General features: G+C 55.5%; 16 protein-coding genes and 1 pseudogene. 13 read left to right on the top strand and 4 right to left on the bottom strand.

What is annotated here, in order from left to right:
* The 12 genes and pseudogenes from rbbA (at position 1) to C2U31_RS11090 (ending at position 15,764) form a co-directional block, all read left to right on the top strand.
* Complete coding sequence (rbbA, locus tag C2U31_RS11140; RefSeq protein ID WP_103272848.1) at positions 1 to 2,754, top strand: ribosome-associated ATPase/putative transporter RbbA; 2,754 nt, start codon at positions 1 to 3, stop codon at positions 2,752 to 2,754.
* A gap of 1 nt (position 2,755) precedes the next feature.
* Entirely contained in the window at positions 2,756 to 3,880 is a 1,125-nt protein-coding gene (locus tag C2U31_RS11135; protein ID WP_070414146.1) for an ABC transporter permease, read from the top strand.
* 49 nt (positions 3,881 to 3,929) lie between these two features.
* Entirely contained in the window at positions 3,930 to 4,382 is a 453-nt protein-coding gene (locus C2U31_RS11130; RefSeq protein ID WP_070414147.1) for a phasin family protein, read from the top strand.
* 3 nt (positions 4,383 to 4,385) lie between these two features.
* The gene (gene phbB, locus C2U31_RS11125; protein WP_070414148.1) at positions 4,386 to 5,132 is read left to right on the top strand and encodes an acetoacetyl-CoA reductase; all 747 of its coding nucleotides are present in this window, start codon (positions 4,386 to 4,388) and stop codon (positions 5,130 to 5,132) included.
* A 74-nt stretch (positions 5,133 to 5,206) separates the two neighbouring features.
* The gene (locus tag C2U31_RS11120; protein ID WP_070414149.1) at positions 5,207 to 6,388 is read left to right on the top strand and encodes an acetyl-CoA C-acetyltransferase; all 1,182 of its coding nucleotides are present in this window, start codon (positions 5,207 to 5,209) and stop codon (positions 6,386 to 6,388) included.
* A gap of 41 nt (positions 6,389 to 6,429) precedes the next feature.
* Entirely contained in the window at positions 6,430 to 8,829 is a 2,400-nt protein-coding gene (locus tag C2U31_RS11115; RefSeq protein ID WP_070414150.1) for a DUF3141 domain-containing protein, read from the top strand.
* Positions 8,829 to 10,235 (top strand): bifunctional enoyl-CoA hydratase/phosphate acetyltransferase, encoded by a 1,407-nt coding sequence (locus C2U31_RS11110; protein ID WP_070414151.1) that lies wholly within the window; start codon positions 8,829 to 8,831, stop codon positions 10,233 to 10,235. Before C2U31_RS11115 ends, C2U31_RS11110 begins: the two co-directional genes overlap by 1 nt.
* A 100-nt stretch (positions 10,236 to 10,335) precedes the next feature.
* A pseudogene (locus C2U31_RS11105) lies at positions 10,336 to 11,532 on the top strand (acetate/propionate family kinase); the annotation flags it as partial.
* Between the two features lie 39 nt (positions 11,533 to 11,571).
* Complete coding sequence (locus C2U31_RS30970; protein ID WP_175441880.1) at positions 11,572 to 12,057, top strand: universal stress protein; 486 nt, start codon at positions 11,572 to 11,574, stop codon at positions 12,055 to 12,057.
* Positions 12,058 to 12,230: 173 nt separating this feature from the next.
* Positions 12,231 to 14,045, top strand: coding sequence for an alpha/beta hydrolase (locus tag C2U31_RS11100; RefSeq protein WP_070414152.1), 1,815 nt, complete (start codon positions 12,231 to 12,233; stop codon positions 14,043 to 14,045).
* A 174-nt stretch (positions 14,046 to 14,219) separates the two neighbouring features.
* Positions 14,220 to 14,984 (top strand): enoyl-ACP reductase FabI, encoded by a 765-nt coding sequence (gene fabI / locus C2U31_RS11095; RefSeq protein ID WP_070414153.1) that lies wholly within the window; start codon positions 14,220 to 14,222, stop codon positions 14,982 to 14,984.
* A gap of 15 nt (positions 14,985 to 14,999) precedes the next feature.
* Positions 15,000 to 15,764 carry a cyclopropane-fatty-acyl-phospholipid synthase family protein gene (locus C2U31_RS11090; protein WP_070414154.1) on the top strand — a complete coding sequence of 255 codons (765 nt, stop codon included), beginning with the start codon at positions 15,000 to 15,002 and terminating at the stop codon, positions 15,762 to 15,764.
* A gap of 134 nt (positions 15,765 to 15,898) precedes the next feature.
* Here C2U31_RS11090 and mobH read toward each other — a convergent pair whose 3' ends face one another.
* The 3 genes from mobH to C2U31_RS11075 all read right to left on the bottom strand — a co-directional run bounded on the left by mobH (position 15,899) and on the right by C2U31_RS11075 (position 19,635).
* Complete coding sequence (gene mobH / locus C2U31_RS11085; protein ID WP_070414155.1) at positions 15,899 to 17,722, bottom strand: MobH family relaxase; 1,824 nt, start codon at positions 17,720 to 17,722, stop codon at positions 15,899 to 15,901.
* A gap of 235 nt (positions 17,723 to 17,957) precedes the next feature.
* Positions 17,958 to 18,884 (bottom strand): nucleotidyl transferase AbiEii/AbiGii toxin family protein, encoded by a 927-nt coding sequence (locus C2U31_RS11080; protein ID WP_070414156.1) that lies wholly within the window; start codon positions 18,882 to 18,884, stop codon positions 17,958 to 17,960.
* Entirely contained in the window at positions 18,877 to 19,635 is a 759-nt protein-coding gene (locus tag C2U31_RS11075) for a type IV toxin-antitoxin system AbiEi family antitoxin domain-containing protein (protein ID WP_070414157.1), read from the bottom strand. The genes C2U31_RS11080 and C2U31_RS11075 overlap by 8 nt, the downstream gene beginning before the upstream one ends.
* Before the next feature lie 232 nt (positions 19,636 to 19,867).
* Between C2U31_RS11075 and C2U31_RS11070 the strand changes: the two genes are divergently transcribed.
* On the top strand, positions 19,868 to 20,227 hold the full coding sequence (locus C2U31_RS11070; protein ID WP_070414158.1) for a DUF3742 family protein: 360 nt from the start codon (positions 19,868 to 19,870) through the stop codon (positions 20,225 to 20,227).
* 14 nt (positions 20,228 to 20,241) lie between these two features.
* Here C2U31_RS11070 and C2U31_RS11065 read toward each other — a convergent pair whose 3' ends face one another.
* Positions 20,242 to 21,765 (bottom strand): conjugal transfer protein TraG N-terminal domain-containing protein, encoded by a 1,524-nt coding sequence (locus C2U31_RS11065; protein WP_070414159.1) that lies wholly within the window; start codon positions 21,763 to 21,765, stop codon positions 20,242 to 20,244.
* Between the last annotated feature and the right edge of the window lie 14 nt (positions 21,766 to 21,779).

Below are 21,779 nucleotides of genomic sequence, written 5' to 3'. Positions count from 1 at the left end.
ATGAACGTTGGGGTGTCTAACAAGGCCGTTGCGCGGGTGGGTGGACTGAGCCTGCGCTATGGCTCCACGGTCGCGCTTTCCGCTCTGGATCTTGAAGTACCGTCCGGATGCATGGTCGGCTTGATCGGCCCCGACGGCGTCGGCAAATCCAGCTTGCTGTCTCTACTGGCCGGCGCACGTGCAATCCAGGACGGACAGATCGAGGTACTGGGCGGTGACATGCGCAGCAAGACGCACCGCGATCTCGTATGCCCTCGTATCGCTTACATGCCTCAGGGATTGGGCAAAAACCTCTATCCGACCTTGTCGGTGGAAGAGAACCTTCAGTTCTTTGCCAGGCTGTTTGGCCACTCAGAAGCTGAAAGGCGCAGGCGCATTGACGACCTGACGCAGAGCACAGGCTTGAATTCATTCTTGGACCGCCCTGCCGGCAAGCTTTCAGGCGGAATGAAGCAAAAGCTGGGACTGTGCTGCGCACTGATTCACGATCCCGACTTCCTGCTATTGGATGAGCCAACTACGGGCGTGGATCCGTTGGCGCGCGCACAGTTCTGGGATTTGATTGATCGGATTCGCAGTGAGCGCCCTTCCATGAGCGTCATTGTGGCCACCGCTTACATGGACGAGGCCCAGCGCTTCGACTGGCTGGTTGCAATGGACGACGGTGGTGTGCTGGCCACTGGTACGCCCAAGGAGATCTTGGAGCGCACAGGCAGTGCAAGCCTCGAAGAGGCATTCATCAGGTTGCTTCCAGAAGAGAAGAAACGTGGTCACAAACCGGTAGAGATCCCACCGCTTCAAACCGATGTGGACGACATCGCGATCGAAGCCAAGGATCTGACGATGCGATTCGGCGACTTCACCGCCGTAGACCACGTGTCCTTCCGTATTCGGCGTGGCGAGATATTTGGCTTCCTTGGCTCCAACGGCTGCGGAAAGTCCACGACGATGAAGATGCTGACCGGGTTGCTGGTGGCCACCGAAGGAAATGCTTGGCTGTTCGGACATGAAGTAGATCCCAAGGATATCGATACGCGACGGCGCGTCGGGTACATGTCGCAAGCGTTCTCTCTGTACAGCGAGTTGACTGTTCACCAGAACTTGGTGCTGCACGCGCAGCTATTCCACGTTCCTGCTGGCGAAATCGCCGGACGCGTCGATGAGATGGTGGAACGGTTTGGCCTCGCGCCTATTCTCGACAGCCTTCCAGACAGTGTTCCCCTCGGCATGCGCCAACGTCTGTCGCTGGCCGTGGCAATGGTGCACAAGCCGGAATTGCTGATTCTGGACGAGCCCACCTCTGGGGTGGATCCGGTCGCGCGCGACGGTTTCTGGCACCTGCTGGTTGAACTTTCGCGTCGCGATCACGTAACGATTTTTATCTCTACCCACTTCATGAACGAGGCAGCGCGCTGCGATCGCATGTCGATGATGCACGCCGGAAAAGTGCTCGACAGTGACGCACCAGCCCGGTTGGTGGAAAAGCGCGGCGCCAAGACGCTGGAAGAGGCGTTTATTGGATATCTGGTCGATGCCGACGGTAGTGCTCCAGCCAAAGAATCCGAGGTGGATGGCGGGGCTGAGAAGAGTTCCGAAAGCAAGCCTCACTTGGACCCAGTGAGCCCCAAATCCTTCAGCTTGCAGCGCCTCCTGAGCTACGCCTGGCGTGAGGTGCTGGAGTTGCGAAGGGATCCCATACGTGCGACGACGGCGCTGGTGGGCTCTTTGCTGCTCATGGTCATGATGGGCTTTGGCGTCAACATGGACGTCAACCATATGCGTTTCGCAGTTCTGGATGGCGACCAAAGCGCCGTCAGCCGGAGTTTCATACAGAGCTTGTCAGGCTCTCGCTATTTCTTGGAGCAGCCGCCAATCAGCTCTCAAGACGAATTGGATCGACGGATGCGGCGCGGCGAGCTGACAGTCGCCATTGAGATTCCTCCCAGTTTTGGCCGAGACCTGACCCGTGGTCGCAAGGTAGAAATCGCTGCCTGGATTGACGGTGCGATGCCATCCCGCGCAGAGACCGTAAAGGGCTATGTGAACGGCGTGTATGCCCATTGGATTGCCGAGCAGTCCGGTCTGCGCCCGAACTCTGCGGCTCCTGGACAGGCTTCTATACAGGCGCGTTATCGCTACAACCCAGATGTTGAGAGCATCAAGGCCATGGTGCCTGCGATCGTGGCTCTTCTGCTGCTGATGCTGCCGGCCATGCTGACTGCCCTGGCCGTGGTGCGTGAGAAAGAGTTGGGCTCCATCATCAATCTCTACGTCACACCGGTCACCCGCACGGAGTTTCTCATCGGTAAGCAGCTTCCGTATGTCGGCCTGGGCATGGTGAATTTTCTATGCATGTGTCTGTTGTCGGTCACCCTCTTTCAAGTTCCGATCAAGGGCAGTTTCATCACGCTCACGCTATCGGCCCTTCTGTTTTGCATCGTTTCAACGGGCATGGGTTTGTTGGCATCCGCCATCACGCGTAGTCAAATCGCGGCGCTCTTCATTGCCGTGATAGGCACGCTTATTCCGGCGATGCAGTACACCGGCCTCATCAACCCAGTGAGTTCTCTAGAAGGAAGCTCTCGAACTTTTGGGGAGATGTATCCAGCAACGCACATGGTCTTGATCAGTCGCGGTGTTTTTAGCAAAGCGCTCGGAATGAATGATTTGTACCTGACGGTGATCGCGATGGGCATTTCCATTCCGCTGATCATTGGGACCGCAATTTTCTTTCTGAAGAAGCAGGAGAGATGAGATGCGCAGCCTCATGAATATCCTCCGGCTTGGGCGTAAGGAGTTTTGGAGTTTGATACGGGACCCCATCATGCTCCTGCTGACAGCGTACATATTTACGCTCGACATCTATAGCGCAGCAACGCTTGTACCGGAGCCACTCCATAACGCATCCATTGCGATTGTCGATGAAGATCAATCGTTGCTTTCCGAGCGGATCATCTCGGCGTTTTATGCACCGCAATTCACGCAGCCAGAGCGGATTTCAGTGGCGGAAATGGATGGTGGCATGGATCGCGGAAAGTTCACCTTCGTCCTGAACATTCCACCCAGTTTTCAGCGCGATGTCCTCGCTGGAAGAGTTCCGGAGATCCAGCTCAATATCGATGCCACACAGATGAGTCAAGCCTTCATTGGGCATCAGCACGTTGAGCAGATTGTTTACGGGGAAATTGAAGAGTTCGTAAAACGCTTCCGCAATACGTCCGAGCAGCCGGTCGACTTGGTGGTGCGAGCACGCTTCAACACGATGCTGGAGGCGTCGTGGTTCGGCAGCGTCGCCGAACTGATCAACATGATAGCGATGCTCGCCATCATTCTGACAGGTGCCGCCCTGATTCGTGAGCGCGAACATGGAACGATCGAGCACCTGTTGGTGATGCCTGTCACGCCTGGCGAGATCATGATTTCGAAGATCTGGTCCATGGGGTCGGTGGTCTTGGTCTGCACGGGCCTGTCGCTCATCCTCGTGATCCATGGAGCGCTGCAAGTCCCTGTCCAAGGGTCATTGCTTCTGTTCTTTACCGGTGCAGCCTTGTGCATATTTGCCATGACTGCCTTGGGCATCTACATGGCAACCCTTGCGCGAAGCATGCCCCAGTTTGGATTGCTTTTGATGCTCACGCTTTTTCCGCTACAGATGCTGTCTGGCGGCATGACGCCTCGTGAGTCAATGCCTGAGCTCTTGCAGAACCTCATGCTACTTGCGCCGACAACTCACTTCTTTGAATTAGGCCAATCCATCCTCTTCCGCGGTGCTGGATTGGAGGTTGTCTGGAAGAACTTTCTGGCGTTGCTGGTGATAGGGGCAGCTCTTTTCGTCATGTCACTTCAGCGCTTTCGGAAGACGATCAGCCAAATGGGCTGATAGCCGCCCACACGGGCATAAACGTGGGAAAACCACAGAGGAAAAGACCATGAGCATCGAAGCACTTCCCTTGAATCTGTACAAGGCCAACACCGAACTTCAACTGCGGCTGACCCGGCTGCTGCAGGAGAGTGGCCATCGCTGGCTTGAAGCCACCCAGCAGGCAAGTAGCGAGAACATCTCTGAAACGACGGCGGAGATCGAAGGCCTGTTGCGATCGGCCAATTGGCAATCGTTGACTACTTTGCCAGCCGAGAGTTTCTGGAGGCTCTTCCAGTCGCGCATCACCGATACGCAGACGATCAACCAGATCGCAGTCAAGAATCAAGCCGCCTTCACCGCTGGTGTGCAGCAAGCGTTGGAAAGCTGGCAAAAGTCGGTGACGGAGGTGGTGGGAGCCACCACTTCTGCCCAGCCTTTCCCGGACATTTTCAAGCAATGGGGGGCCATTTGGCAGCCCGCCGCTGAAAACACCAAAGCCAAGGCTGAGAAGGCGGGTTGAGCCATGAGCGCGGAAAAACGTACCGCCCTTGTAACGGGGGGCATGGGGGGGCTTGGAGAGGAAATTGCGCGTTCATTGCATGACGCCGGGCACACCGTGTTAGTGACTTACTCGCCGCAGAACAGCCACGTTCAGGCGTGGCTCACACAGCAGTTGGCGCACGGTTATGCGTTCACTGCCTATGAGGCGGACATCAGCAACGATGTGGTATGCCAAGGCATGGCTGACAAGATCCACGCTGATGGCCATCAGGTCGACATCCTCATCAACAACGCCGGCATCACTCGCGACGGGACGTTTCGCAAGATGACCAAGGAGAGCTGGGACGCGGTTCTGCGAACCAACCTCGACTCGGTCTTCAATGTCACTCGTCCATTGCTCGACAGGATGTTGGACCGTGGCTGGGGCCGTATCGTCAACGTGTCCTCGATCAACGGTAACAAGGGGCAGTTCGGTCAAACGAACTACTCGGCTGCCAAGGCAGGCATACATGGATTCACCAAGGCCTTGGCCCAAGAGGTGGCGCGCAAGGGAGTAACCGTCAACACGGTCTCGCCTGGCTACTTGGAGACCAAGATGGTCACGGCGGTGGCTGAGGATGTTCTGAAGCAGATCGTCGCGGCAATTCCCATTGGGCGCCTGGGCAAGCCCAAGGAAATCGCCGCGTTGATCGCATTCATCGTGAGTGATGCCGCTGCTTTCATGACCGGCAGCAACGTATCGATGAACGGTGGACAGCACATGTATTGACTGATGGCTGCACTGCCAGGAAGGCGCAAGCGCAACCTGGCAGTGCTTTTACCAATTTGAACAAGGCTCGGAACATGACGGATATCGCAATCCTTGCAGCTACACGTACTGCCATTGGCAGTTTCCAAGGCAGTCTCTCTGGCATTCCTGCTCCACAACTTGGAGCTCTTTTGATTCAGGCCATCCTGCAACGCACCGGTGTGGCTGTCCAAGAGATCGACGAAGTCATTCTCGGGCAGGTGATTACCGCCGGCAGCGGCCAGAACCCGGCGCGCCAAGCTGCGCTTGCTGCCGGACTGCCGCATCAGGTATCAGCACTGACCATCAATAAGGTATGCGGTTCGGGCCTTAAGGCGGTTCAGTTGGCGGCGCAAGCCATCCAAGCGGGCGATGCCCAGTTGGTTCTGGCGGGCGGCCAGGAAAACATGAGCCTCGCACCCTATGTCTTGCCTAAAGCGCGAACAGGGCTGCGGCTTGGGCATGCGCCGTTGCAGGACAGCCTGATTCAAGACGGCCTGTGGGATGCATTCAACAACTACCACATGGGCATCACTGCGGAGAATCTCGCGGAGCAATTCAGCTTAACGCGCGCTCAACAGGATAGCTTCGCCGCCGCCTCACAAGACAAAGCTGCCGCCGCCATCGCTGCAGGCCGTTTCAAGGACGAGATCACGCCGGTGAGCCTCCCGCAGCACAAAGGCGATCCCATTGAGTTCGACACCGATGAGCAACCACGCGCAGGTACGACGGCGGAGGCTCTTGCCAAGCTGAAACCCGCTTTCATGAAGGACGGCACCGTTACCGCTGGCAATGCCTCGACGATCAACGACGGCGCAGCAATGCTGCTGCTGGCCAGCGCCGACAAAGCACAGTCTCTGGGGCTGCCGGTGCTGGCTTGGATCAAGGCATGGGGAACCGCAGGTGTCGATCCCGCCATCATGGGGATCGGACCTGTCCCGGCAACTCGGCGTGCGTTGGAAAAGGCCGGCTGGACTCTTGATGAACTGGACTTGATCGAAGCCAACGAGGCATTTGCCGCTCAAGCGCTTGCTGTGTCCCATGACCTGGAACTTGATGCGTCGAAAGTCAATGTCAATGGCGGAGCGATCGCATTGGGACACCCGATCGGAGCATCAGGCGCTCGCATCCTCGTAAGTCTGGTGCATGAGCTGATCCGTCGAGACGCCCACAAAGGATTGGCAACGCTGTGCATTGGCGGAGGCCAAGGTATCGCTTTGGCAATCGAACGGCACTGAACGCGCACTTTCCACCAACGGACCGGACCTAGGAAATTCTCATGAGCAATGAAACATTCAACACTCAGCAGTGGACCTCGCTCATGAGCAGTCCCTGGGCCCTGACGCAGGCCGCGGCAACGTATACGGTCGATGCATGGCAAAGGGCGATCCTGTACAGCGATGTTCGGCGACAACGGGGTGATCAGTACCGAGCGCATCTGCTCGAAGAAACTCCCAACGTTCTGGACTTTCCTAGCGAGTTCGTAATGTCCGGCCTGGATCTTCCGCGGCCGGTCAATTACGTGATGGTGCGCATCCTGCCAACCATCGACCAACCGACTGACGAGGGCAAGCGCCCTTTCGTAGTATTCGACCCGCGCGCGGGGCATGGCCCAGGCATCGGAGGTTTTAAACCCGACAGCGAAATTGGCGCGGCACTGAAGGCTGGTCATCCGTGCTACTTCGTCGGTTTCCTTCCAGATCCAGTACCGGGTCAAACCATCGAGGATGTCACTCGCGCTGATGCTGAGTTCGTGCGTAGGGCGAGCGAGTTGCATCCCGAGAGCGTAGGGAAGCCTGCTGTGATTGGCAATTGCCAGGCCGGCTGGCAGGTTCTCATGGCGGCCGCACTATGGCCGGACCTTTTCGGCCCCATCATCGTGGCAGGTACGCCACTTTCATACTGGGCGGGCAACAATCCGATGCGATATGCGGGTGGCTTGCTAGGTGGAAGCTGGCTGACGGCTCTGACAAGCGATCTGGGAGCTGGTCGGTTCGATGGTGCTTGGCTGGTGCGCAATTTCGAGAGCCTTAACCCCGCCAATACATGGTGGAGTAAGCAGTACAACCTGTACGCCAATGTAGATACCGAAGCATCGCGCTATCTGAGTTTTGAGAAATACTGGGGCGGGTACGTTTTTCTCAACGATGTGGAGATGCAATACATCGTGGACAACTTGTTCATTGGCAACAAGCTGTCTTCGGCAGAAATTATCACCTCAGACGGCATGCGCATTGATCTGCGCAACATCCGCTCACCCATTGTGGTTTTCTGCTCGTACGGGGACAACATAACCCCACCACCACAGGCGCTGGGTTGGATCACAGATCTTTATAGAGATGACTCCGACATACTGAGCCATGATCAGACCATTGTGTTCGCAACGCATGAGAGCATTGGTCATCTCGGCATCTTCGTCTCAGGCAGCGTGGGAAGAAAGGAACACCGCGAATTTACTGCAGGTATCGACATCATCGACCTGCTTCCTGCTGGGGTTTACCGTGCAGACGTGGTGGACACGGAGAAGTCAGATGTCGCTGCCGATGGCAACTTCACAATGCTCATCCGGCCCAGCAGCGTGGATGAGGTTCGGTCTGTCGTTAAACCAGATCCGCAAAGTGACCGCCGATTCGCTGCCGCAGAGCAGATATCCAATATCAATCTTGGTCTTTACCGGAATTTCCTTCAGCCCTGGGTAAAGGCATGTGCATCGAGTTATTCGGCACAGTGGATGCAAGCACTCCACCCACTGCGACTGTCCTACGGCTGGTGGTCTAGCGCCCATCCATTGGCTGGAACCATCCAGAAAACTGCGCAGCAGATTGAAGAACAGCGCCACCCAGTAGATGACGCCAACCCGTTCCTGGTCGCCGAACGGGAGATGTCGGGATCTATTGAATATATGCTGGATCGTTATAGAGACCATCGAGACCAGCTTCAGGCGTTGATCTTCGAAAGTATCTATGGTTCGTCATGGGTTCAAGCGCTTGCTGCACAGGGAAATTTAGATGACGAGAGCATTCGCCCACATCCTGGTGACTCGCCAGAACACCGTGATTTCACGGAGCATGAGCTAGCCCAAGCTCAGGTTCGTATGTCGCAAGGAGGTTTGCTGGAAGCCGGCTTGCGCGCTCTGTTCTACGTGTTGCGCAATCGCACCGAAGGCAACGCGACACGCTATCGCCATGCTGCACAGCTGAGCGACGAGCGACTTCAGAATGAACGCTACGACATGGCCGAATGGCGCCGCCTTGTGCGTGGCCAGGCGCTGCTGCTGGCATATGACATGGATGCGGCCATCGCCGCAATCCCAACACTGCTCGTAAGCGCCAACGCGAATGAAATCCATGCATTGGCTTCATCTGTTGAGCAGATGATTCATCTCGCTGAAACCGAACTCTCCGACGACGAACGAACATCGCTTGCACGCATGCTTGCGGTGTTTAACGTTGCGGCGGAACAACGCAACTCAAGTGTTACACCGTCTGAGAGTCCGATACCCAAGGCAATCGACGCCCCAGTGCTTGATGCATTGCGGAAGCCAAAGCAAAAGGCCGCTTCTCAACGAGTAATTACGCAACCTAAAGCGCCAAGATCGCCTGCTCAGCAAGAACCTAAGGCTCAGGTCAAACAACCATCCGCCAAGCGAGTGCCGGTAAATCGTAGAGGACGGTCGTGATGCAAGATGTCTCCGTATTGCGCAATCAGATTTTCGATGAGTTGGCTGTTGGTGATGTGGCCAGCATCGAACGCACCCTGACCGCTCAGGACGCTCAGCTCTTCGCGCTGCAGTCCGGTGGCTTCGAGCCGCCCAACGCTGATCCGAAGTCTGATATGTCTCTCCAGTTTCAAGGTGTTGTTGCTCATAGCATGTGGGCAGCATCACTGATCTCCGGAATCCTGGGCACTCGCCTTCCTGGCCTTGGTTCGACCTATCGACGTCAGAACTTACAGTTTCTGCAGCCCATCAGGATTGGAGACTCGCTACGAGTAACTGTAGAGATTCTTCGCCTTGATCCGACTGACCTAGGTGTCGTTCTTGACTGCCAATGCGTTAATCAGGATGGAGTCGTTGTGATCGAAGGCGAAGCCGAAATCACCGCTACGCGCGAACACATTGTGGTTGACCGCACAGCGCTGCCGGAAGTGCGTCTATTGACGAGCGCAAAGGCAGGCTCGAAGGCGCTTATCGACTATGCAAGGCCACTCGGTCCGATCCGGATAGCCGTTGTACATCCCTGCGATGCCTTGAGCTTATCTGCAGCATTGGACGCGCATAAGGCTGGTTTGATCGAGCCGGTTTTGGTGGCACCTGCGGCACGACTACATGCCATCGCCGCTGAAGCAGCGCTCGATCTGACGAGCCTGTCCATTGTTGACGTCCCCCATAGTCATGCCGCAGCGGCACAGGCAGTCAAGATGGCAGCACAGGGCGAAGTACAAGCCTTGATGAAGGGGAGCCTGCATACCGACGAGCTCATGGCTGCGGTGCTGACTTCATCAGCGGGGCTTCGTACTAAGCGCCGCGTGAGCCATTGCTTCTTGATGCAGACGCCATTCTACCCACGCCCGTTCATCATCACTGATGCAGCAATCAACATTGCGCCTAGTCTGCTGGATAAAGCCGACATCATCCGAAACGCGATTGATCTGGCGCATGTCATTGGTGTTGAGCGGCCTCGCGTCGCAATACTTGCTGCAGTGGAAACCATTAATCCATCAATGCCTGCCACGCTCGAAGCCGCCGCGCTGTGCAAGATGGCAGACCGAGGCCAAATCAGTGGCGCAGTGCTGGACGGCCCATTGGCTCTCGACAACGCCGTGTCGCCAGCTGCAGCACAAATCAAAGGGATTCGATCCGAAGTCGCTGGACAGGCAGACGTGTTGGTTGTCCCCGATTTGGAGAGCGGCAACATGCTCGCGAAACAAATCGAGTACATGGGGGATGCGGCCAGCGCCGGCATCGTTATTGGCGCGAAGGTGCCGATCGTGCTGACCAGCCGCGCGGACTCTCGCGAGGCAAGAATCTCCTCATGTGCCATCGCCGTGATGCTGGCCGCCTATTACGGCAACTCACCGCCGTGAGTGCGCCACTATCCAGCACAGCAAAGTCATGACACTGATGGTTCCATGCATCAGCAATAAGCTCTTCTTGTTCACCCATATTCTAGAGGCTTGATTTTTTATGAGTCAGATCGCAGACGCTCTAATTCTCGTCCTTAACTGCGGGTCATCGAGCATCAAATTCGCTGTATTCGATGCGTCGCTTCCGGTTATCCCTCGCAAACCACTTTGGAACGGGAAGGTTCAAGGTATAGGAGAGGAGCGTCCGGACTTTGGTGAGACAGGGACGGCACCGTATCGCATCAATCTCAGCACTGAGCACCCGTTTCGCGATGCGTTGGAACATATCCTTGAGCAGGTCTTTCATCGACTGAACGGACGAGGCTTATGCGGCATAGCGCATAGAGTGGTCCATGGTGGAAGCAAGTACTTTGCGCCGGTACGCATTGACGCTGATGTGTTGGCTGATTTGAAAAGTTTCATTCCATTAGCTCCCCTACATCAGCCAGTCACAGTTGAAGCCATAGAACATCTATTGCGTGAGCGCCCTGAGATTCCGCAAATAGCGTGCTTCGATACGGGGTTCCACCATTCCATACCAAAGCTCGAACAGGTGCTACCGCTCCCATATGAAGCTTGGCAGCGCGGTGTTCGCCGGTATGGTTTCCATGGTTTGTCGTACGAGTTCATGTCGACGACTTTGGCCGAGCAATATCCTCAGACAGCCCGGGGGCGCACGATTGTCGCGCACCTCGGAAATGGTGCAAGCCTATGCGCCATGCTAAATCTGGAGAGCATTGCGACCACCATGGGATTCTCCGCGCTTGACGGACTGATGATGGGGACGCGTACAGGTGCTGTCGATCCTGGTGCCGTTCTTTACTTGATGAGTAACGACAAGCTCTCGCTTGACCAAGTCAATGATGTCCTGTTTCGCAGGTCCGGCTTGCTAGGTCTTTCCGGCGTATCGGCAGAGCCACGAGTAATTCTTAAGCATGAGTCTGATCCCGGCGAGGCCGGTGAACGCGCACGCCTGGCGCTAGATCTCTATGTGCGACGGATTGTTCGCGAGATAGGCGCTTTAGTTGCCGTTCTGGGCGGGCTTGATCTATTGATCTTTACTGCTGGAGTTGGTGAGCACAACGACTTTATTCGTGATCGCGTCTGCCGTGACCTTGAGTACCTTGGGGTGAAGATTGATGAACAAGCAAACGCCCTCAATTCGCGAGTGATCTCATGCGCAGATAGCCGAGTCGTCGTAGGCGTCGAACCGACCAATGAAGAATGGGTGGCCGCACGCCATGTTCGCTGCCTGCTGCGTTTGCCATTTTATCGTCCTAACTCTTGGAAAAAAGCTATGTACTCGCGAATACTGGTTCCCCTAGATAGCAGTGAAACTTCTCATCACGCGATGGAGCATGCCGCCGATCTAGCCAAAACGAATGGTGCCATGGTCGTTCTTTTGCACGTGATCGAGGAACTGAGACTCAGCAGCGGCTTTGAGCCGCCAAAGGTCTACATCGACGAAGTATTTCCGGGGTTCTTGTCCAGAGGTCAGGCAATGCTTGACCAAGCTGCGACCCGCTTGCGGCAAGATGGGATCGCTGTCGAGACAACGTTGATTGTCAGTAAGGGCGAGCGCGTTTCTGATTTGATAGTGAAGCAGGTCGAGACCACACGTTGTGATGTCGTGGTCATTGGCACTCATGGCCGTAGAGGGCTGGACCGTGTCCTCATCGGCAGTGATGCAGAACAAGTCGCGCGCCTTGCACCTGTTCCAGTTCTGCTGGTTCGGCAGTCCCATCCGGCGATGGTAAATCCGCCAGCGCTGCAAGAACAATAAAAAATTCCACTGAGGTTTCAGAGAGTTTTCTGCCTAAACCCATCGGAATTCAGTGGGCCGGTGTGGCGATTTGTTAGTTACAAAATCATGATATCAAACGCGTCGCTAATTTAACCTCGGCGCGCTCTAGGTATTTATTTGTCAGCAGAACCGCAAGCGCGCGGAGATAATTTATGGCTCAAAACGACAAAGATGCGCATTCAAAAAAAGATGACGGTGAGTTCCATGCAGCATGGGCGAAAGCTTGGTCGAATTTTTCACCTGAATCAGGATTGCTTGCCTGGATGGACTGGTCTCTACATCTCGCATCAAGTCCGGCCAAGTTGAATGATTTGATTAAGTTGGGGGATGACCAGACCAGGCATCTGTCAGATTTAATCATGCAGTCTTGCATTCATGTGGCTCAAGGCGATCCGTTGCCTCAACTTCCCATCTCCAAAAACCAGCGCTTAACTGATCCCGCTTGGAATGAGTTTCCCTACAGCCTTTTTCGCGAAGCGTTTCAGCTACAGTCGAGCTGGTGGGCAGAGGCAACTCAGGGAATATGGGGAGTTGATCCGAAGTCACAACGTATTGTCGAATTTACAACGAAGCAATGGTTGGACGCCCTCTCGCCATTCAATGTTGGTTTTCTCAACCCAGTTGTCCAGGAGAGAACGCGCGCTGAAAATGGTGCAAACCTTTTGCGTGGACTCTCCAACTTAATGGACGACTTTAATCGCAGCGTTTCTGGAGGTCTCCCGCCTGGAGCTGAGAACTTTCAAGTCGGCCGAGACGTGGCCGTTTCGCCGGGGAAAGTAGTTCTTAGAAATCGTCTGATTGAATTAATACAGTACGAGCCTACTACCGAAAAGGTCAACTCAGAGCCGCTTCTGATAGTTCCAGCATGGATCATGAAGTACTACATCTTGGATCTGTCGCCACGTAACTCACTTATTAGATACCTGGTCGGTCAGGGATTCACGGTTTTCTGCATCTCTTGGCGAAATCCTTCATCGGAAGATAGAGAACTGAGCATGGAGGATTACCAAGTGCTAGGTATCCAAGCTGCTCTTTCGGCGATCAACGCCATAGTTCCGAAGCGCCAGGTTCATGCTGCAGGGTACTGTCTGGGGGGAACGCTTCTGTCTATCGCAGCTGCGGCCATGTCACGGGATGGGGACACACGCCTGGCTTCACTCACGCTTTTAGCGGCTCAGACCGACTTCAGTGAGCCTGGTGAGTTGGGGCTATTCATAAGCGAGGGCCAGTTGGCGCTTCTCGAAGCTCACATGGCTGTCGCAGGCTATCTCGATGCCCGTCAAATGAGTGGCGCATTTCAAATGCTGCGCTCCTACGAGCTTGTATGGTCGCGCATAGTCAATGAATACATGCTGGGAGATCGTCGGCCGATGAACGATTTGATGGCATGGAATGCCGACACCACCAACATGCCAGCACGTATGCATTCTGAGTATCTCCGGCGTTTGTATCTCAACAATGATCTGAGCGGAGGACGGTATTTGGTGGATGGGCGCCCTGTTTCGCTAGGAGACATCAACCTACCGACATTTTGTGTGGGTACGACATCTGACCACGTTGCTCCGTGGCAGTCCGTTTATAAGTTGCACCTGTTTTCCCAGGCAGAGATCACTTTTGTGCTCACCAACGGGGGGCACAATGCCGGTATTGTCAGTGAGCCGGGGCGTCCACGTCGCGAGTACCTGATACATAGACGCCTCGCACGTACTCCCTACCAAGCTCCAGACGAATGGCGTCAGATTGCGCAAAGCCGCACGGGCTCGTGGTGGCCCGCTTGGGTGGATTGGCTTAACAGTCAGGGAGGGACTCCCGTCAAGCCACCAAGGATTGGGACCGTAGGCAAAGGCTATCGTCCTTGCGGGGACGCTCCTGGAAATTATGTCAAGGAGCGTGCTTCCGAAGTGGAGCACCCAAAGGGCTATGGAGCCAATGACGTCAGTGCTTTCTCAGAGCCTCCACACAGTTAGGTCTTCGGTCATTCGTCGCACTTCAAGTATCTGCGCTTTTTCAAGATCAAACTGCGGCTGGCCGATTTCCTGGTATCAGGGTGTTTTTTTTGATGCTTTCTGTACTTTAGAAAACTGTCAAGAAAACGATCCTATACGACTATTCCGTTGATATTTTCGAAGGGGCTGCAGAGCATGAGTTCATTAAAGGGGCAGCGCGCTCTCGTGGTAGGCATTGCCAATCAAGATTCTATTGCGTGGGGCTGTGCCAAGGCGCTGCATCGTTGCGGAGCTAAGTTGGCAGTTACCTGGCTAAATGCAAAGGCGGAGGTGTACGTTCGGCCTCTTGCTGAGCAATTGGACGCGGAGATCATGCTGCCGTTGGATGTCACCAATCCCGATCAACTGGAAGAGGTTTTTTCTGAAATTGATACACGATGGGGGAAGCTTGACACTTTGGTGCATTCAATTGCCTTTGCACCAAAAGATGATTTAAATGGTCGATTAATCGACTGTTCTGCGATCGGTTTCTCGAAAGCAATGGACGTGTCCGTCCATTCTTTTCTACGCATGCTTCACATGGCAGAGTCACGGATGACCAACGGTGGAACTTGTCTCACAGTTTCTTTTCTTGGTGCGAATCGGGTAGTTGAAACCTACAACATGATGGGGCCTGTAAAGGCTGCGCTTGAATGCGCCATGCGTTACGCAGCTGCGGAACTTGGTGAAAAAGGTATCCGTGTGCACGCCCTTTCGCCAGGACCTATAGCAACAAGGGCCGCATCCGGCATAGATGATTTTCATGAGCTGATGGAGAGTGTTATCAGGCAAGCACCAACGCATCGCTTGGCCACAATTGAGGATGTGGGGGAGATGGCCGCGTTTCTGGCTTCACCCGCGGCAGGGAACCTCACAGGTGGAGTGCACTATATTGACGGCGGCTATTCCATCGTTACTTGAACCTTGGACAGAAGAATGGACATTCCTCGAATATTCAGCATTATGGAGAGTGCGCACCGCATTCATATTCCATTCACCCCCGACAAGTTCGCCACGTTGGGTTCGGCATTGAGTCTTGAAGCAGGGACGCAAGTGCTTGATCTAGGTAGCGGATCCGGTGAGATGTTGTGCACCTGGGCTCGTGATTATGGCATCGTGGGTACTGGCATTGATATGAGCCCGTTGTTCACTGAAAAAGCAAAGCTGCGCGCTCAAGACCTGGGCGTAGCTCAACAGGTTAAGTTCATCCATGGCGATGCAGCTGGCTATGTTTCCGAGGACAAGGTTGACGTGGCTGCTTGCATAGGAGCTACCTGGATAGGCGGAGGAGTCGCCGGCACTATCGAGCTTCTAGCGCGAAGCCTTAGGAGTGGAGGAGTCGTCCTGATAGGTGAGCCCTATTGGCGGCAGTTGCCGCCGACGGAGGACGTGGCCAAGGGATGTCTCGCCTACTCGATCTCCCACTTTCTTGTGCTTCCAAGGCTTATCGCCTCGTTCGGCGAGATTGGCTATGACGTTGTTGAAATGGTTCTGGCCAATCAAGATGGTTGGGATCGTTACGAGGCCGCCAAATGGCTCACCATGCGCCGATGGCTTGAAGCGAATCCTGAGGATGAGCTGACTGAGATGGTCCGCTCCAAACTGACCTCTGAGCCGGAGCGTCATGTCACATACTCCCGTGAGTATCTGGGCTGGGGGGTATTTGCATTGATGTCACGGCGTCCGTTCGATGCGGCTTGAGTGACCGCTTAGGTTCTCTGGCACAGCGACGGATTCGGCCTCGACCTCTACAGGGCAGCGCGCTGTGCTGGGACAGAAGGCTGTATTCGCGAATGCTGTGAATCCAACCGTTCGCAGCGACCAAAGTACATCTGTCACACCACTTGGAGGTACGGATTATTCGGGGGGCATTCGTTAAATATTTGCTTGGGGTCATCCAGTAGATAACCATGCAGTTTCCGTGACCGCCGTGGGCCAACTACCTCACATGTCCAAATATTCAATCCGCTTTGCTGCTTGCGGTGGATTTGAAGTTTCTCGAATTGTTTTTGAATCCATTGCCAATTCTGCTGTTCTTCTGCTTTTGCCATTGATGAAATCGCTGGATGCTCTTGTGCATAACGCTGAAATACACCTGGACTAACGAGATATGCGGTCTCAGCGACGGTATGCACAAGGGCCTTCGCGTCATTTATAAGAATTCTGTGCGACTGAAGGCCTTGCTTTAGCCAGAAAATAAAGTGCTTTGCTGAAGGCAGAGTGGCGGGGCTAGGAGGCTGTTGGAATGATCTCTCTTCAGATGACACTGACGGCTTATCGCATGAGGGAGACTGTTTTGGACGTGGTGACGAATTTTCTGCAGCCCCTTCTTCTTGGGAAGAGAAAATTGACAACAGATCATCCACCGCTTGTGTGTCGGGAAAGTTCTGCCCATCAATTGATTCAGTCTCCCCATCATCGGTTGCGGTCCAGTATGCGGTAGCGTTGGAATGGGCCGGTAGTGCTGTCATTGTGGACGGCAAAGGAATCGCTGCGTCGATGTCCTCCTGGTCATCGAGAGTAGTCACAGTTCCTGAAAATGATGCGGGGCGTTCGTTGGGTTGCCAAAACAATGCGGGCGAAATCTGCAGCAAAGTAAAGCTATGCGACCATCCAGCATTGTTATTGACTACTGCACGCCAGATTGCCCGATCATCTTTTGTAGGAACCAATAAGCCATGCTCTTGAAGTACGTTGAAGATGGCAGTGTTATTGGATGGAATGCCATCCATGCCTTGAGATAGCAGATGTGCGCGGAGCTTGTCGGAAACGGTCTTGCTTACGAGCCACAAGGCATTTTGAGTTATCCAGCCGTCAGAAGCCTCCGGCTGGTTCAGTTTTAGCTCGTGCTTGACTAGGTAACGCAATCCATCCAACAGCTTGCGCTGAAGGGCATGTTTCGGTGCTGTTATTGCTCGTGCAGGGTCGCCGCCCAGTTCTTGTGCCACTGAAGCGCGGTCTGCTTGTACGACTAGCTCACCTAAAACACCAGCATACTCATACTGTCCGGCCAGAACGTACAGCAACGCCGACCACAGCGCCGGATACCCACTGAGCCAATCGAGAATTTCTCGATTGAGAAGTTGGTTGTATAGCAGTCCTGTCGCAGCGCTATGTAAGCGGTACTCACGATTCTCGCGGTACCGAAATCGGTACGGTAACTGCAAAGGCCCATGCCAGGGATGCCACGTGGCGCCATCTGACTGCTCGACGCTCAGATCCACTGCAAGCTTACCTATGTCGTGCAATAGGGATGCATAGGCTGTCGCCGCAGTCCAGGCTTCGGCTTGCTCGGCTTGGTCTTCTGGTGTTGAACCGGTGGGCAGTAGATACGACTGTCGAAGTTTTAGGGCATATGCAACGATCTCAAGACCATGATCGAGCATGCCTCCCTGATAGGCATGATGATGACTTTCAGATGCAGGAAACTGCTGGACTAGTTCGGCGTAGCGTTCCAACGGTACTTGATAGAGCGAGGCGAATTTTCCCCGCGGCAATGAAGTACGTTGCCAGATGTGCTCGAGCAGCTTTTGGCGGCGTGGCGTGGCGAGCAGCACCGCTGCTCCCTTTGGATTCGTGAATCCGTTGACCGTTTCGGCCGTAACTGCCACTTCGGTGCGGGGTACTACTGGTGGCTTTCTCTGAAACAGTTTAAACATCGCGGACCTCAAGGGAGTGAGCTACAACGGGCCTTTTCCTTTTTCGGGTAGGCCCGTTCCCCTTGGCATCCATTCCATTCACCCTTTCGAACCCGTTTGTTAACAGGATCCTTCAGGGTGTGGAGGCAAGGCAAGGCTCTATACGCAATGCCTTTCCCCCTTTTTTCGGCATCTAAGGCGCCCGCTTTGCGGGACGAATACTTGCCGTAAGGCAATAATGTGAGGCCTGGGACCGCTACTTCCGAACAGTCTCAAATGCAGCATCAAGCATGTCGGCTTGAAGTAGTAAATCGCGTGGCCTGCTATCCATGAATTTCACCAAATTTGATAGTTTCCAGCGCAGCGCGGGGAGTTGCTCCGCATGCTGACACTGCAGCAGAGACCAGTCAGGTTGCGCACGCGCCAGCCCACGGAGAAAACTCTCGTGCTTGCTACTCAGGCGTTTAGGCAATTCATGTCTCAACCGAGCGCGAGTGCTTATTAGTTGCTCAAGCGGACAATCAAGTTCTGTCATACCGACGAACGCACGTTCAAACTCATTGGCGATGTCTTTGTCGTTGCCGAACAGCACTTCATGGATCGGACGGTTGTGGCCCGCAAGGTAGACAACGAAGCACTCGACCATCTCGTCGGTGATACCTCCCGTCTCGAACAAGCGCCAGACGTCAAATAGATCTCGCGGGTGCTGACGATCGAGAGCTGCGACCAGCTTGCCTGCGTAGAGTTCGGCCGTGTCCAACGTTGGCACGCTGAACTGCACCCCGAACAGGTCACTGGTTTTGCTGCTCAAGGGGCGTTGGGTAACAGGTAGGACGTTGCCTCGGAACACCACGTTGACCTCCACTTTCACCTGGCTGGTCTCGTCCTCGGCAATCAGCTTGGTGTCACCCAGCTCCTTGCTGCGAATCAAACGGGCTTGGATGCCCAGTGGCTCGACGCGTTGGGCGATCGCGGCTAGCTCTTCATTGATGGCCATGAGCGCCTCATCCCGAGGAACATGCCAGGGAAGATAGACGACATCGATGTCGACCGACAGGCGTGGCATATCCTGAACGAACAGATTGATGGCCGTTCCACCCTTCATCGCGAAGATGTCGTTGGCGAACACGTCGGGGGTGATGTTCAGTAGCAGGCGGACGGTGTCCGCGTATTGCTTATCCATGAGGCTTGAGGCTCAGTAGGGTGCCGTCGTCCATGCGGCTCATCCAACGTTTGCTGCTGCCGGTGCGCAGCGGGTATTGCTGTACCAGTGCATCTACATCAACCACGCCGGTCTCGCGAGCCCAGGTCAGGAACAGGCGTACGGTTTTGACACTGGTGCAACAGGACAGGAGCTGGCCCAGTAATTCCTTACGGGGCGAGCGCAAACCGTCGAAAAGGTTGCGAACCTCTTCCAGACTCTGTCGGGTTCCCGCTTCGTACAGCATCTCGAGTACGGCGCGTTCGGGCACCGCCACTTGCAGTTCCTTCGGCTGGCCCGGAGGCGTGTGCAGAGTCTTGTCGGCCACGCCTGTGTCAGGCCAGTCAAACAGCCGCGCGTTGACATACCTGGCAGGAAAGCGTGCACTGAACCAAGCCGGCAGGCTGAAGCGCGCCTCTCCCCACAGCACTAAGATTTCGCGTGTGCTCAGGTTGTGCCGCACCCCTTGCATGGCCAAAGCACTTTTGCCGCCTACGTGCAAGCCTGCGACGCGCTGTTGGAGGAAACGCAGCGCGCCGGTGACGTCAAAGTTGTCGTTGGGAAACGCGTATGTCCCGTGGCCAAGGCGCACCAGCCATCCGCTTTCTACGTAGCGGGCGGCAAGCTGGGGCGAAACGCCGAAGGTTTCGAGCTGCTGCAGATCGAACGGTGCCCCCCTGGGAAGGTCCGCTTGCAGATGCTTGATTACCTGATGTCTAGAAAATCCATTCATGAGCTAAATATACGTAAAAATCCAATCAGACTCTAGATCAAGACGCAGAAATGCTGCAAAAGTAGCCTCTTGGTTGAATTTGACGTATAAATCTAATCATTGGTGACATCTTGATGATCCCTATCGCCTTGGGCGCCTGAACCGCGCGGTGCCAAAATCGCATTGATGCTCTGCGCGCAACGGCGTGCAGGGCAACCTGGAGCAAACATATAGCGCACCACAGGTGACCGCCATGAACGCAAAGACACATCGCAGCTTCCCCGAACGCTTAGGCCACTGGCTCGGCCGCGCCTGGCGTGCGGGCGCGCGCATCGAACGGCAACTATCGTCTTGGCTGTTGGGCAAAGGAGTGCCCAAAGGTCTCGCTTTGGCGTTGCTGTGGGCGGTGAAGTTAGTTGCCGCGGGTGTCATGCTGTATGTCGCGACTGGGCTTGCTGTCATCCTGCTCTTCGCCATCGCCGCAGCATGGGTAGCGCGTAATTCGGAGGCTGCGTCGAGGCCCGAGGCGGAGTGGCGAAACGGCCCTGCCGGTTTCGGTCTTTACACATATGACGGGTTTCGAATCGATCCTCACGTTTCGGATGACGACTAAACGTCAGGCAAGGGTTACTTCTTGGTGACTGCGCCCATGGCCGCTCCGGCACCCTTGCCGCCCGCAGCTTTGGCATCTCCTGTTCCGCCGGCAAGCCCCTGAAGAACGTTTCCGGTGCGAATGCCAGCCCAGCCCAAGGCCATTACCCAAAAAGTGGGTAGCACGATGAACATCGACGCCATGACGAAATTCAACAGCATGTCGCCGAAGGCGTTGTTCAAGCCCATCACCGGATCGAAGTTCGAGTGCGGTCGGTTCCAGCCCCACCCCCATCCGTAAAGCGCGTCTAGGATGGTGCTGTCGATCCATCGGGCGAGCTGGAACCAGAAGTCCACGAAAAACAGAGAGAACTGCACCACGCTGACCGTCACCACCGTTTTCAGATCGTAGGTGCCGACCACGAGCACCAGCGGGATGCAGATGACCAGGGCCATCTTCAGCAGTGATAGCACCATCGGCAGCGCCTGCCGTACCACGTCCATAGCGGGGAAGAATCCCAGCGAGCCCACCGCCAGACCCACGTCGCCGGCCGCGCGGGTGACGATGTTCGGCAGCGTCTTGTCGATCTGACCGCCGTAGTCAGAGTAGACCGCTCCTTGGTTGAGCTTCTGCTGGCGCGGCGAGGCGATCGCACGGATCACCGAGTCATCGACCTGGGCGCGGCTCAGGAAACCGGCCCAGCCGGCCAGCCGATTCATGAGGGTTGGGTCAACTTCGGCAAGCAACCGCGCACGCAGGCCATTGCCGCCATCGCTCCACCACTGGCGGCAGGTCGGGTAGCCGGAACCGCTGGGCACCTGTGTCAGGCCCGCATCGCGGTTGCTGTCATAGGCCCAACCATCGCGAGGTGTGCTGGCACGGTAGGTGCCGTAGTAGCCGCCGGTGTTGACGAAGTAGTTGGAGCCGATCCAGGTGACATCGTGCATCTGGGACTCGTCCAGGCTCGGGCGATTCATGAAGAGCTTGGCCCGTGCTGGCCCGTAGCAGTCGTGGGTAAAGTCCGCCACCTCTTGGGCCAGCACTGGATCGTCAATGCGCGTGGCGTCAATCTCCATCCTCATCTGCCGAAGATCCGTGCCACACGGGATGGCGGCCACCGAGGCGCCAGTGACCGCGCGCGAAAGCGTATGGACGAAGGCCCACCAGACGGGCACCTTCGCACTCTGGTTGTTGAGTGTGCTAAAGGACTGGCCCCAGCCCGTCTCCAAAGGCTGGGGTACGCTGACCTGGCATTGCTGGGAGCGCGCTTCATCCAGCTGAATCATGTTGAGGTCCACGTCGATGAACGGAATGCCGGCAAACATCACCACGACGATCGCCACCCAGACGCGGTTCTCGATTCGCATGGATGACAGCACACCCTTGTTGCCCTCGTCTGCGCCCTCGGACCGAGCCTTCAGCCACTCCTGAATGATGATGGCCACAAAGGGAATGGCGAACACGCCGCTTGAGACCAGGACGGACCAAATCCCGTTGTGCACGATCCAGCCCACCAAGGTCAGGTAGTACTCGAGGTAGTCGGTGGTGAAAAGAGTCATGATCCGGATCCCTC

The sequence above is a fragment of the Achromobacter sp. AONIH1 genome (assembly GCF_002902905.1).
In the GTDB taxonomy this organism is placed as follows: Bacteria; Pseudomonadota; Gammaproteobacteria; order Burkholderiales; family Burkholderiaceae_B; genus Achromobacter.
Note: the sequence above shows the minus strand (reverse complement) of the source record. Positions and strands in the feature narration are given on the sequence as shown.

Coding starts and splice junctions, on each gene's coding strand:
- rbbA (WP_103272848.1), top strand. CDS start 1: ATGAACGTTGGGGTGTCTAACAAGGCCGTTGCGCGGGTGGGTGGACTG.
- C2U31_RS11135 (WP_070414146.1), top strand. CDS start 2,756: ATGCGCAGCCTCATGAATATCCTCCGGCTTGGGCGTAAGGAGTTTTGG.
- C2U31_RS11130 (WP_070414147.1), top strand. CDS start 3,930: ATGAGCATCGAAGCACTTCCCTTGAATCTGTACAAGGCCAACACCGAA.
- phbB (WP_070414148.1), top strand. CDS start 4,386: ATGAGCGCGGAAAAACGTACCGCCCTTGTAACGGGGGGCATGGGGGGG.
- C2U31_RS11120 (WP_070414149.1), top strand. CDS start 5,207: ATGACGGATATCGCAATCCTTGCAGCTACACGTACTGCCATTGGCAGT.
- C2U31_RS11115 (WP_070414150.1), top strand. CDS start 6,430: ATGAGCAATGAAACATTCAACACTCAGCAGTGGACCTCGCTCATGAGC.
- C2U31_RS11110 (WP_070414151.1), top strand. CDS start 8,829: ATGCAAGATGTCTCCGTATTGCGCAATCAGATTTTCGATGAGTTGGCT.
- C2U31_RS30970 (WP_175441880.1), top strand. CDS start 11,572: ATGTACTCGCGAATACTGGTTCCCCTAGATAGCAGTGAAACTTCTCAT.
- C2U31_RS11100 (WP_070414152.1), top strand. CDS start 12,231: ATGGCTCAAAACGACAAAGATGCGCATTCAAAAAAAGATGACGGTGAG.
- fabI (WP_070414153.1), top strand. CDS start 14,220: ATGAGTTCATTAAAGGGGCAGCGCGCTCTCGTGGTAGGCATTGCCAAT.
- C2U31_RS11090 (WP_070414154.1), top strand. CDS start 15,000: ATGGACATTCCTCGAATATTCAGCATTATGGAGAGTGCGCACCGCATT.
- mobH (WP_070414155.1), bottom strand. CDS start 17,722: ATGTTTAAACTGTTTCAGAGAAAGCCACCAGTAGTACCCCGCACCGAA.
- C2U31_RS11080 (WP_070414156.1), bottom strand. CDS start 18,884: ATGGATAAGCAATACGCGGACACCGTCCGCCTGCTACTGAACATCACC.
- C2U31_RS11075 (WP_070414157.1), bottom strand. CDS start 19,635: ATGAATGGATTTTCTAGACATCAGGTAATCAAGCATCTGCAAGCGGAC.
- C2U31_RS11070 (WP_070414158.1), top strand. CDS start 19,868: ATGAACGCAAAGACACATCGCAGCTTCCCCGAACGCTTAGGCCACTGG.
- C2U31_RS11065 (WP_070414159.1), bottom strand. CDS start 21,765: ATGACTCTTTTCACCACCGACTACCTCGAGTACTACCTGACCTTGGTG.